The sequence below is a fragment of the Corynebacterium pygosceleis genome, assembly GCF_016595275.2.
Taxonomy (GTDB): Bacteria; Actinomycetota; Actinomycetes; order Mycobacteriales; family Mycobacteriaceae; genus Corynebacterium; species Corynebacterium pygosceleis.
Window position 1 is genome coordinate 490,153 of sequence record NZ_JAENIQ020000002.1, and the last position, 12,829, is coordinate 502,981.

The window sequence follows — 12,829 nt, forward strand, 5'->3', positions numbered from 1 at the left end:
CCCAACAATCGGCACTCCGGCGGGATGACACAGTACCGGATGTCCTGCACATCCCGACCCGGGAAAGGGCGACGACCCCGCCCCGGTTCCCGTCCATCACTGGCGGGTCGGGGCGGGGTCGTCGGACCACCGTGGGATCACAGAGGGGGTGTCCCGCTGAAATGATCCGGACTGCTAGATGACACCCTGGGCGATCATCGCGTCGGCGACCTTCTTGAAACCGGCGATGTTGGCGCCGATGACGTAGTCACCCTCGTGACCGTACTCCTTGGAGGTCTCGTCGCAGAGACGGAAGATGTTGCTCATGATCTCGTGCAGACGCTTGTCGGTGTACTCGAAGGTCCAGGAGTCGCGGCAGGCGTTCTGCTGCATCTCCAGAGCGGAGGTCGCGACGCCACCGGCGTTCGCGGCCTTACCGGGACCGAAGTGGACACCGCGCTCGCGGTAGACCTCGACGGCGTCGGCGGTGGAGGGCATGTTGGCGCCCTCGGCGACGTACTTGCAGCCGTTGTCGGCGAGCTTCGCGGCGTGCTCACCGTCGAGCTCGTTCTGGGTGGCGCAGGGAAGGGCGACGTCACACGGGAGATCCCAGATGGAACCGTCGGTGTGCAGGACCGCACCCTCGACCTCGTCGACGTAGGAGGAGATGCGCTCGCGGCGGACCTCCTTGATGTCCTTCAGCTTGGCGACATCGACACCGTTGGGGGTCTCGACCCAGCCGGAGGAGTCGGAGAAGGCGATGACGGTGGCGCCGAGCTCCTGCGCCTTCTCGATGGCGTAGATGGCGACGTTTCCGGAGCCGGAGACGATGACCTTCTTGCCCTCGAAGGACTCACCGTGGGCGGCGAGCATCTCCTTGGTGAAGTAGACCAGGCCGTAGCCGGTGGCCTCGGTACGGACGAGGGAACCGCCCCAGGTCAGGCCCTTACCGGTGAGGACACCGGACTCGTGCTGGTTGGCGAGACGCTTGTACTGGCCGAAGAGGTAGCCGATCTCACGGCCACCGACGCCGATGTCACCGGCCGGGACGTCGCGGTACTCACCGATGTGGCGGTGCAGCTCGGTCATGAAGGACTGGCAGAAGCGCATGATCTCGGCGTCGGACTTGCCCTTGGGGTCGAAGTCGGAGCCACCCTTGCCGCCGCCGATGGGCAGACCGGTCAGGGAGTTCTTGAAGATCTGCTCGAAGCCGAGGAACTTGATGATGCCGACGTTGACCGACGGGTGGAAACGGAGACCACCCTTGTACGGGCCGAGAGCCGAGTTGAACTGGACGCGGAAACCACGGTTGACGCGGACCTTGCCCTCGTCGTCGGTCCACGGGACACGGAAGATGAGCTGACGCTCCGGCTCGCAGAGACGCTCGATGAGACCTTCAGCGGCGTACTGGGGATCCTTCTCGAGGATGATCTTCAGTGAATCGAGGACCTCGGCGACAGCCTGGTGGAACTCGGATTCACCGGGGTTACGGTTGAGCACCGTGTTGTAGTACTGGGAAACCTGCTCGTCAACGTTCATGTGGCCATATTCCTTGTCTCCGCGACCCTGCTACGACAGGGACGGACGATGCCGTCCCGAGACCGGGCCCCGGTTCGCGGTGTGCGATCCGGGGAATCTCCGGAACCCCGTGGGTCGCGGTGGTGCGACGGGGTTTACTCCAGTCTTGACCGGCAATACCTGTCACGCAACTCAAAATTGTGTGTCATAGATCACACCCTGCCCATCATGTGGCACACCCTGCACTTTTCCCCGATCTGTCTCCACCACAGCAGCCGCCACCGACGCCCCCAGAGGCACCGGAACACGGTAAATCTCCCCCTCGCCACCCCCGGCCTGCCAATCGACCAACAGGTATTTGATGAGCGTCACCACGGTGGGGTTGCGGGGCATGTGCATGTGCCGTCCGAGATTCTCCCGACAGAGATCCTGAAGCACGATGTTGCGGGTCCGCCTTCCCCGGATCGGCTGGAGGTCCGACCTCCACGTCATCTCGTCGAAACGCGTGGACACCGTCACGTAGGCGGGCCCGGGAACCGTCTCCCCCGCCCCGTTCAGTTCCGCCTGGAACCGCGACCCGACGAGCAGATCCTGCAGCGCCGGAGAGAACACCGCGTCCCGGAACGGCTCCGGCAGCAGCGCAACCAGGTGGATCAGACCGTCCGGACCGCCGCCCCGGGGGTGAGGCCAGACCGATCCAGGTCGCGGTCCGCCTCCCGCCGTCGACGACGTTCGTCCGGTACCTCGTCACGGTCGCCCCCTGCGAGAACCCGATCAGGGACACCGCCCGGGCACCGGATGACCGGAGCGCGGCGGTGACCGTCGCGTCGAGCTGGGCCGCGGATTCAGCGATCGGACACCACCCGAAACCGTCGTCCGCACCGGGTCCCCTCCCGTAGTCCAGCCCGTAGACGCACCACCCCTCGTCGGCCAGCTCGGCACCGAGGAGCGAGTAGTCCGCGTAGAGCGTCGAATCCGTGCCGTGGACCTGTGACACCGACGCCGCCGGGAGCCCCGGGGACCCCGGCGGTGTCCGCCACCCCACCCACTACACTGACGACACCGGCGGTCAGTGCCGCAGCGACCATCCGCACCCAGACGCCGTCCAGTTGAGTCCCATGGATCCCACAGTGGTGCCCGGGCAGCTGGACCGGACCGATCCGAAGAGGTAGAAACCGTGGACACCACACCGAACACGCCAGATGCCCGCACCCCGCACCCCACCGTCGTCCTGGCACCCGACTCCTTCAAGGGAACGGCCACCGGCAGCCGGGCCGCGGAGTGGATCGGCGCCGGATTCACCGAGGTGTGCCCCGACTCCGAGGTGATCCTGGCCCCCATGGCGGACGGCGGTGAGGGCACCTCCGCCTGTTTCAGCGGCGAGGTGTGCACGCTCCCCACCGTCACCGCAGCCGGCCGACTCACCGAAGCCTCCTACGTCTTCGACGCCGACGGCGGCGGAACGGGCGTCCCGCAGGCCTACATCGACATCGCCGCGGCATCCGGGCTGCCCGCTGTCGCGGACTCGCCGGTCCCCGGGACCGGGGACACCTTCGGAACCGGTGTCCTGATCGCCGACGCGGTCTCCCGCGGGGCGGCCCACATCATCCTCGGTCTCGGTGGGTCCGCGACGGTCGACGGCGGAACCGGGATTCTCATCGCCCTCGGTGCACAACCCCTCGACGGCGGCGGACGCGCACTGCCCCAGGGCGGTGAACACCTCACCGAGCTGGCGGACATCGACACAGCGCAACTGAACGTACGTGCCGCCGCCGTGGAATGGACGCTCCTCGCCGACGTCACCGCCCCCGCCACCGGTCCGGAGGGCGCGGCGACGGTCTTCGGCCCGCAGAAGGGCGCGGATCCCGAACTGGTCGGTCGACTGGACGCCGGTCTGGCGCACCTCTGTTCCTTCGCCGGGATCGACCCGCAGACTCCCGGTTACGGTGCCGCCGGAGCGGTCCCCGTGGGACTGCACTGGCTCAGTTCCGTCGTCACCGGCGGAGAACCCCGGCTCCGTCTGCTCCCGGGTGCCCGGACCGTCGCGGAGTCGGTCGGGCTCCCCGGACTCATCTCCGGGGCGGACCTCGTGGTCACCGGCGAAGGTCGGGTCGACGGGCAGAGCTTCCGTGGAAAGGTCGTCGGCACGGTCCTCGACATCGCACGTGACACGGACACACCGGCGGCGGTGATCGCGGGACGGATCGACACCGCGCTACCGGACGGTGTGACCGGAATCCAACTGCGCTCTCCCGGAGCCGACGGCCACGACCGGACCGCGGAGCAGCTGCGGGAGGCGGGCCGACGCCTCGCGGAACGCTACCTGGAGACCCGCACCGACCACGGGTAGGTGGCCGGGAGCTCGTACAGTGCCTCCTGCTCCAGCATGACACGGTCACGCGGCAGGACCGCCGGTGGTGTCAGCAGCCGGGACAGGGTCATCGCCAACTGGTTCACCGAACCACGCACCCCCTCCAGCTGAATCCGGTACCGGCACACCGACGCGTCGTCCATGTCGAGGTCCGAGTGCTCCACCCGGTAGATCCTCCGCAGTTCGGTCTCCAGCTCCGGATCCACCCGTGGGGACGTGTCGACGGCGACCCGTGCACGCTCGACGTCACCGGCGACGATGAGCTCATCCGTCGCACGGGTGAACCGCTCGGACAGGCCTGCGACCTCGGCGTCGGGGACCAGACAGTCAAAATCAATCGTGGGCATGCCGCCACACTAGCGAATAATCTGGAGAATTATGACCCCCTCATACCCCACCCGCCGGGCACCGCTCACGACAATGGCCGACGGAACGATCAAGCAGGTCAACCCCTTTACGGGGACCGAGGTCTGGACGGTTCCCGGACGCGGCAACAGACCCCTGTCAGTTCCCGCGGCCGCCACCACCCCACTCGCCGACATCGACGTGGACCACCACTGCGCCTTCTGCCCCGGCAACCTCCTGCTCACCCCTCCGGAGAAGGCACGCATGGTCCGGCACGGGGGTACGGCCGGGGACGGAGGCGGCGGACAGCGGCGCGGCGGTGACGACTGGCGGATCATCACCGGGCTGCTCCCCCATCAACTGCACGACACGACAGCGGAATTTCGCCGTGTCCCCAATCTCTTCGAGATCGTCTCCTACGACTACTGGCGCGCGAACTACGGATTCACCATGGACGCCGACACCTCCGCGCGGATGGCCGCCTACATCTCCGATGACGACGGCCGCGAGCACGTCCGCCGGACCGTCGAGACCCGGCTCCGGGCGTCCGGCGCGCCGGACGCCGACGCGACCGCCGACCTGACCGAACCGGAACTCATCGAACGGGCCGGTGGTTTCTTCGCGGGCGGCCACGACATCATCATCGCCCGGAACCATTTCGCCCCCGGGGCCACCGACACCGGACAGCTGGCGTCCTCCGGGACGTTCACCCCGGAGGAGCACGCGGCGCTGATCCGCTTCACCGTCGCCGCGACGGCCGATCTCTACGGACGCAACCGGTACACACCGTATGTCGCGGTGTTCCAGAACTGGCTCAAACCGGCCGGAGCCTCCTTCGACCACCTGCACAAGCAGCTCGTCGCCATCGATGAACGCGGGGTCCAGGCGGACACGGAGATCGCCCAGCTGCGGGCCAACCCCAACATGTACAACGAACTGGCGGTGGACTACGCCGGGTACCACAACCTCACGATCGCGGAGAACGACCACGCGATCTGCTTCGCCGGGATCGGGCACCGGTACCCGACGCTGGAGATCTACTCGAAGTCCGCCACCCCGGAACCGTGGTTGCAGTCCGATGAGGAGGTCAGGGCGATGAGTGATCTCATCCACGCCTGCCACGCCGCGGCCGGACCGGAGGTCCCGTGCAACGAGGAGTGGCACCACAAACCGATCGACCTGGACATGCCCATGCCGTGGCGGGTGGTCATCAAGTGGCGGGTGTCCACGCTCGCCGGATTCGAGGGCGGCACGAAGATCTACCTCAACACCATCTCCCCGCAGTCGATCAGGGACCGGATGGTGGCCGCGATGTACCGGCTGCGTGACGACGGGGTGATCGCCCGGGATCTCCGGATAGCCACCGAGTGCCGTCTGGAGCGCAACAGTCTCCGGTACAACCCCTTCCTGACGGGCCGCTGATTCCCGGCGCGGCGCGGGCGCCCGGTTCCTCGACCGATACCCCCGGTGGCACCGGGTGCGGACGGAGGAAACGTCATTCCCCGCCCCACGCGGGTTGTTCCGGTATATCTGGACTATCGGGGACCGGCCGCTGTTCGGCCGGGCCCCCTAGCGACCATTCCCAGTTTCCGGCGTCGCCCGGGTCCGTCCCGGTTGCGGGCGGACACGACCGACACCGGCAGATTTCGATAGGAGCACTCCACACATGGCGGAGAACACGGAAAACGACTTTCCCACCACCACCGCGGCCCCGGCCTCGGTGGCTGCGCTCCTCGAGGCACACCGCAGTGACCTGTCGTGGCAGCGGGACTTCTACCGCGAGATGCACGCGCATCCTGAGCTCTCCGGCCACGAGAAGGAGACCGCCGAACGCATCGCCGCCCAGCTGACCCGGTTCGACGCTCAGGTGACCACCCACATCGGCGGGTACGGCATCGTCGCCGTGTTCACCAACGGCGAGGGGCCCTGCGTGCTGATGCGGGCCGATTTCGACGGTCTGCCCGTCAAGGAGGAGACCGGCGTCGACTTCGCCTCCACCGACATCCACACCCAGGACAACGGCTACGTCAGCCCGGTCATGCACGCCTGCGGGCACGACATGCACACCACCGCGCTACTCGGTGCCTGCCAGATCATGGATGAGCACCGCGACGCGTGGCGCGGGACGTTCATCGCCCTGTTCCAGCCTGCCGAGGAGAATTCCGACGGCGCGATCGCCATGGTCAATGACGGTCTCATGGAGGTCATCCCCCGGCCGCAGGTGTGCCTCGGACAGCACATCGTGCCGGGACCTGCGGGAACGGTCATGTCCATGCCCGGTGCCGCACTCGCGGCCTGCGACACGATCACGGTGACGATCCACGGCCGCAGCGCCCACGGTTCGATGCCGCACAACTCGATCGATCCGACGTTCATCGCGGCGATGGTCGTCGTGAGGCTCCAGGGGATCGTCGGCCGGGAGGTGTCCCCGGAGGATTTCGCGGTGGTCACGGTGGGGACGTTGAGCGCCGGGCACACGAACAACACCATTCCGGGTACCGCGACCCTGGTACTGAACTGCCGGTTCTACGACAACGACGTCAAGGACCGGGTCTACCGGGCCATCGAGCGCGTGGTCCGGGCCGAGTGCGCGGCCAGCGGCTGCGAGAGGGAACCCGACTTCGTCTACTCGGCGCACGGCGAACTCACCGACAATGATCCGGGCGTGTTCCGTCGTGTCAGGGCCACCTTCGACGCGGTGTTCGGTGAGGATTCCGTCGATGCCCGTCGGTGGACCGCGTCCGAGGACTTCTGCGACATCCCGAACGCGTTCGGGGTTCCCTACCTGTTCTGGACGGTGGGGGTCACCCCACGGGAACAGTGGGCCGCCGCCGCGGCCGCCGGCCGGATCAGCCGGGACATACCGACGAACCACTCGGGCACCTTCCTGCCCGACTACGCCCCCTCTGTCGACGCCTCGACGAGGGCGGCGACAGCAGCGGTGCTGAGTTACCTCGGACGCTGAGGTGGCCGGTGCCGCCCACGACGGCGCCCCACGGACCTCTCCGGTTCATCCGGATGGGGTCCGTGGGGCGCCGTTCCCGTCTGTGCCGTGGCGGAGTTCCCCGCCACCGGCGCGGGCGTCCGATCAGGGGTGGTGGGTGATCAGTCCGAGTTCCGCGGGGCTGACGAGCAGCGGATGCGCGGGGATCACACGGGCGGTGAACCCGATGTCCCCGGGGCGGTCACTGGGCAGCGTGACGGTGTAGCCGTCGTCGGACGGGGTCATGTCGAACACCTCGGGGTCGACGAGGGTCCCGTCCTGTCCGCGTTCACCGGTGATCAGCTGGACGGCGACGTCCTGCCGGGACAGACCGCCGAGGTCGGCGGTGACGGTGAACGTCATCGGTTCACCGGCCAGGACCCTGGCGTCGGCCTGCGTGGGGACCCCGTTGACCCTCAGGTCCCGCAACTGGACGGCGTCCCAGTTTCCACGGACGTGGGCCATCCAGTCCACGAACGCGGCGGCGTCACCCTCGCTCTCCATGATGCGGCGGGCGGAGGCGTCGGTCGGACGGTAGTACTCCTCCGTGTAGTCACGCACCATGCGGAAGGAGGTGACCATCGGCGACAGGGTGGTCAGCGAGCGGCGCACCATCTCGAGCCAACGGCGCGGGACTCCGTCGGTGTCCCGGTCGTAGAACATCGGCGCGATGTCGTGCTCGAGGAGATCGTAGAGCGCCTGTGCCTCGAGGTTGTCCCGGTACTCGAGATCCCCGGTCTCCACGGTCGGGATCGTCCAGCCGTAGCCGTCCTGCGGCATCTCGTCCCACCAGCCGTCGGAGACGGACAGGGTGAGGCAACCGTTCATGACGGCCTTCATGCCGGAGGTACCGGACGCCTCCTGCGGGCGGACCGGGTTGTTCAGCCAGATGTCCGCGCCGGAGACCAGGTAGCCGGCGAGTCCGATGTCGTAGTCGGGCAGGAAGATGAACCTGTCCCGCAGGCCCGCGTCGTCGGCGAACTGGATGATCTGCTGCATGAGCTGCTTACCGCCCTCGTCGTGCGGGTGTGCCTTACCCGCGATGACGAACTGGACGGGGCGCTCCGGGTTCGTGAGGATCCGACGCAGACGCTCCGGGTTGCGGAGCATGAGGGTCAGCCGCTTGTAGGTGGACACCCGACGCGCGAACCCGACGGTGAGAACCTCGGGGTCGAGGACGTTGCGGGTCCAGTACAACTGGGCCTCCTGCTGCCCACGGATCAGGCAGGAGGAGTGGACGGCTTCCCTGGCGACGGCGACGAGGTCATGCCGCAGTCCGTTGCGGGCGGCCCACAGTTCATCGTCGCTCACGGCGTCCGGGTGCTCCCAGACGTCCGTGGAGGTGAGGTCGGCGTCACCGGAGATCTTCGCGATGATCTCCGCCATCTCGGGTTTGACCCAGGTCGGAAGGTGCACACCGTTGGTGACGGAACCGATCGGCACCTCGGATCCGGTCCATCCCGGGTAGAGGGAGGCGAACATGCCGCGGGAGACCTCGCCGTGCAGCCTGGCGACGCCGTTGGCGTGCTGGGACAGTCTCAGGCCCAGGTGGGCCATGTTGAATGTGCCGGGGGCGTCCTCCGCACCGAGCTCCAGAGCGCGTCCGATCGGGACGCCCGGGCACAGGTGGCGGGAGGGCTCCTGCCCGTCGCCGAGGTAGCGGCGGACCAGGTCGACCGAGAAACGGTCGATGCCGGCGGGGACCGGGGTGTGGGTGGTGAAGATGTTCGCGGCACGGACCTGCGCGAGCGCGGCGTCGAAGCTCACGCCCTCGGCCATGCGTTCACGGATCCTCTCGAGTCCCAGGAATCCGGCGTGTCCCTCGTTGAGGTGCGCGACACGCGGACGGGCGAGTCCACGGGCGTCACAGAAGGCGTTGACGGCGCGGACGCCACCGACACCGAGGACGAGCTCCTGCTTGATCCGGTGCTCACTGTCACCGCCGTAGAGACGGTCCGTGACCTCCTGCATTCCGGGCGGATTGTCGTCGATGTTCGTGTCGAGCAGGAGCAGCGGGATCCGGCCGACGTGCGCGATCCACAGGGCGATGACGATGTCCCGGCCGTCGGGGTAGGCGACCGTCACCTTGATCTGCTGACCGTCGGCGTCCGTGACACGCTCGATGGGCAGGTCCTCGGGGTTGTGGTACTCGTAGCGCTCCTGCTGCCACCCGTCGGCGGACAGTGACTGGGTGAAGTACCCGAAGGAGTACAGCAGACCGACACCGATGAGCGGCACCCCGAGGTCGGAGGCCGACTTCATGTGGTCTCCGGCGAGGACACCGAGGCCACCGGAGTAGATCGGCAGCGACGGGTGGATACCGAATTCCATGGAGAAATAGGCGGCGACCGGGTCCGTGGAGGTGGCGGAGGTGTCCGCCGGATGTGTCTTCTGGTACCAGAAGTTTCCTGCGAGGTAGTCGTCGAGATCCGCGCTTTCGGCGTTCATCCGCGCGAGGAAGTCCTTGTCGACGGCGAGTTCCTGCAGCCGGGAGTTGTTGACCCGGTGCAGCATCATCTTCGGGTTCTCGCCCAGTTCCTCCCAGAGCCGGGGATCGATGGACTCGAACAGTTCGCGCGTCGAATCACGCCAGGACCAGCGCAGATTCAGTGCGAGACGACGCAGGGGCAGCAGCGCCGTCGGGGTGTTGTGGGATATATGGACGTTTCCTGAAGAAATCACCTGTTCAACCTTACGTTAGCAATCGTGTTTCCATGGGTGTCCGGGGTGGCGAGGGTGTCCCCGGGGCGCAGCGGCGGTGCCCTGACACCGAAGACCCGGCACCACTGTCAGCGGGCCGGGTCTTCGGTGTCGGGGTGACTCAGGAATTGGTGGCGGAGGTGTTCTCGCCGAGCAGGTGCACCTGGATCATGTTGGTGTTGCCGCGGATTCCGGGAGGGGTACCGGCGACGACGACCATCATGTCGTCCCGCTTGTACTCCGGCATGGCCAGAAGCGCCTTGTCGACCTCGAGCATCATGCCGTCGGTGTCCTTGACCTCGGGGCACAGGAACGTCTCCGCCCCCCAGGTCAACGCGAGCTGGGAGCGGACCGCCGGATCCGGGGTGAACACCAGCAGCGGCAGCTGCGAGTGCAGACGGGCCACCCGCTTGGCGGTGTCACCGGAGGACGTGAACGCCACGAGAGCCTTCGCGTTGAGCCGTTCCGCGATGTCACGGGCGGAGTAGCTGATGACGCCGCGCTTGGTGCGCGGTATGTGGCTGAGCGGCGGGACGCTGCCCGCGGATTCCGCGGTGCGGACGATCCGCGCCATGGTGCGGACCGTGTTCTGCGGATCCCGGCCGACCGAGGTCTCACCGGAGAGCATGACGGCGTCCGCGCCGTCGAGGACGGCGTTGGCGACGTCGGAGGCCTCAGCGCGGGTCGGGCGCGAGTTCTCGATCATGGAGTCGAGCATCTGGGTGGCCACGATGACGGGCTTCGCGTTCTCGCGGGCGATCTGGATGGCGCGCTTCTGCATGAGCGGCACCTCCTCCAGCGGCACCTCGACGCCGAGGTCACCGCGGGCGACCATGATGGCGTCGAAGGCGAGGATGATCGACTCGAGGGCGTCGATGGCCTCGGGCTTCTCGAGCTTGGCGATGACCGGGACGCGGCGTCCGACCTCGTCCATCACCTCGTGCACGAGTTCGATGTCGGCCGGTGAGCGGACGAAGGACAGGGCGATGAAGTCCACGCCGAGCTTCAGCGCGAACTTGAGGTCCGCGATGTCCTTCTCGGAGAGGGCGGGCACGGAGATGTCCATGCCGGGCAGCGAGACACCCTTGTTGTTGGACACCTCACCGCCCTCGACGACCTCACAGACGACATCGTTTCCGTCGACCTCGACGCAGACGAGACCGACCTTGCCGTCGTCGACCAGGAGACGGTCACCGGGCTGGGCGTCCTTGGCGAGGTTCTTGTAGGTGGTGGACACGCGGTCGTGGGTACCGACCACATCATCGACCGTGATCCGCACGGTTTCGCCGGTCGCCCACATCTGCGGTCCGTCGGCGAAGCGGCCGAGCCGGATCTTCGGCCCCTGGAGGTCGGCGAGAATACCGATGGCCCGCCCGGAGGCGTCGGTGGCCTCGCGGACCCACCTGTAGTTCTGCTCATGGTCCGGGTAATCGCCGTGCGAGAAGTTGAGTCGGGCGACATTCATGCCCGCGTCAACGAGGGACTCGATCCCCTCCTTGCTCGCGACGGCAGGTCCGAGGGTGCATACAATCTTGGTTCGTCTATCCACGACCCCGACTGTAGTCCCCCACGGTCTGAAGCGCCGCCGGAAAAGCCCCGAGAACCGGCGCCTCCGCACGTCACGGAGGGTCTGTGAGGCCTACCACAACGGCCCGGAAGCAGCTCCGAAACCCCGACAACCAGGCACGAACAGACATGTTCGGACACAAACGGTGGGTCAGGTCGACGCCGAATCCCGTTCTCCGCGATACTGCTCACACCACCTCATCGGGGGAAGAATTCATCTTCCCGCCACCCCACCGTCATCTCGGGGACGGCTCCGCGACGTGTCCGCACCGGTTACCGGGGTCGTCATCTCCGCGTCCCCGGACACCCGCACCGCGTTCCCACCGGGTTCGACCACGGCGCTCCCCGGCCGGGGAGCGTGCGGGTTGACCTCCTCCGGAGTCTCCCTCCTCCCGCGCAGGAGGAACAGCAGAGCGACACCCCCGAGGAAGAGCAGCGTCGACGTCACCGTGTTCACCCGGAGACCGAGAATGTGGGTCGCGGGGTCGGAACGCATGAGTTCCACCCAGAACCGCCCCGCCCCGTACGCCGCGACATAGAGGGCGAACACCCGGCCGTGTCCCATGCGGAACCGCCTGTCGGCCCAGAGCAGCAGCACCACGACACCGAGATTCCACAGCATCTCGTAGAGGAAGGTCGGATGGACCACGGTGAGCACCTCCCCCGTGGAACGACCGTTCAACGGCGCGACCGCCCCCGATTCATCGACCCTCCGGTAGATCTTCAGTCCCCACGGAACATCGGTCGGACGCCCGTAGAGCTCCTGGTTGAACCAGTTGCCGAGCCGGCCGATGGCCTGGGCGAGAATGATGCCCGGCGCAGCCGCGTCCGCGAGCGGGGCGAAGGGAAGACCCTTTCTTCGCATCATGATCCAGACACCCAGCGTCCCGAGGGCGACGGCCCCCATGATCCCGAGACCACCGTTGGCCACCTTGAAAGCGTCGACCGGATCACAACCCCGGCAGAAGTAGGAGTCGTGGTCGGTGATGACGTGGTAGAGCCTGCCGCCGATGATCCCCAGGATCACCGAGATGACGGCCGCGTCCATCACGACCTCGGGGTTTCCTCCCCTCGCGGCGTACCGCGCGCGGGTCAGGAAGATCGCCGCGATGATCCCGGTGACGATGCACAGTGCATAGGCACGGATCGGCAGGTACCAGACCCCCTGCGGCGGCGACGGGATGGTGGCGAGAAGTGTGGTGGTCACGAGAGGAAAACCTGTCTTCCGGTCCGAAAAACTGTGACGGCGGGGGTACCTCCGGCAGAAGGGGCCGCCTGGTTGACCAGACCAGTGTGCCTCATCCCACCCCGGTCCCCCAACAGGAGGAGGGCACGTCCGTCACCGGACGTGCCCTCCTCCTTCCACG

At 67.3% G+C, this 12,829-nt stretch carries 9 protein-coding genes; 3 read left to right on the plus strand and 6 right to left on the minus strand.

The window, feature by feature from the left end:
* Positions 1-174: 174 nt before the first annotated feature.
* Entirely contained in the window at positions 175-1,518 is a 1,344-nt protein-coding gene (gdhA, locus tag JIM94_RS05480) for an NADP-specific glutamate dehydrogenase (protein ID WP_200254321.1), read from the minus strand.
* 171 nt (positions 1,519-1,689) lie between these two features.
* Entirely contained in the window at positions 1,690-2,109 is a 420-nt protein-coding gene (locus tag JIM94_RS05485) for a hypothetical protein (RefSeq protein ID WP_200254323.1), read from the minus strand.
* Between the two features lie 565 nt (positions 2,110-2,674).
* Between JIM94_RS05485 and JIM94_RS05490 the strand changes: the two genes are divergently transcribed.
* Positions 2,675-3,847 carry a glycerate kinase gene (locus JIM94_RS05490; protein ID WP_200254325.1) on the plus strand — a complete coding sequence of 391 codons (1,173 nt, stop codon included), beginning with the start codon at positions 2,675-2,677 and terminating at the stop codon, positions 3,845-3,847.
* Here JIM94_RS05490 and JIM94_RS05495 read toward each other — a convergent pair.
* Complete coding sequence (locus JIM94_RS05495) at positions 3,817-4,215, minus strand: hypothetical protein (RefSeq protein WP_200254327.1); 399 nt, start codon at positions 4,213-4,215, stop codon at positions 3,817-3,819. The genes JIM94_RS05490 and JIM94_RS05495 overlap by 31 nt on opposite strands.
* A 31-nt stretch (positions 4,216-4,246) precedes the next feature.
* Between JIM94_RS05495 and JIM94_RS05500 the strand changes: the two genes are divergently transcribed.
* A complete protein-coding gene (locus JIM94_RS05500; RefSeq protein ID WP_234039851.1) occupies positions 4,247-5,635 on the plus strand; it encodes a DUF4921 family protein in 1,389 nt (462 codons plus the stop codon).
* 244 nt (positions 5,636-5,879) lie between these two features.
* Complete coding sequence (locus JIM94_RS05505; protein ID WP_200254329.1) at positions 5,880-7,178, plus strand: amidohydrolase; 1,299 nt, start codon at positions 5,880-5,882, stop codon at positions 7,176-7,178.
* Between the two features lie 123 nt (positions 7,179-7,301).
* Here the strand turns inward: JIM94_RS05505 and glgP are convergent, their stop codons facing one another.
* The 3 genes from glgP to lgt all read right to left on the minus strand — a co-directional run bounded on the left by glgP (position 7,302) and on the right by lgt (position 12,669).
* A complete protein-coding gene (gene glgP, locus JIM94_RS05510) occupies positions 7,302-9,875 on the minus strand; it encodes an alpha-glucan family phosphorylase (RefSeq protein WP_248085798.1) in 2,574 nt (857 codons plus the stop codon).
* Between the two features lie 142 nt (positions 9,876-10,017).
* On the minus strand, positions 10,018-11,445 hold the full coding sequence (gene pyk / locus JIM94_RS05515) for a pyruvate kinase (RefSeq protein ID WP_200254333.1): 1,428 nt from the start codon (positions 11,443-11,445) through the stop codon (positions 10,018-10,020).
* Between the two features lie 231 nt (positions 11,446-11,676).
* Positions 11,677-12,669, minus strand: coding sequence for a prolipoprotein diacylglyceryl transferase (lgt, locus tag JIM94_RS05520; protein ID WP_200254335.1), 993 nt, complete (start codon positions 12,667-12,669; stop codon positions 11,677-11,679).
* Between the last annotated feature and the right edge of the window lie 160 nt (positions 12,670-12,829).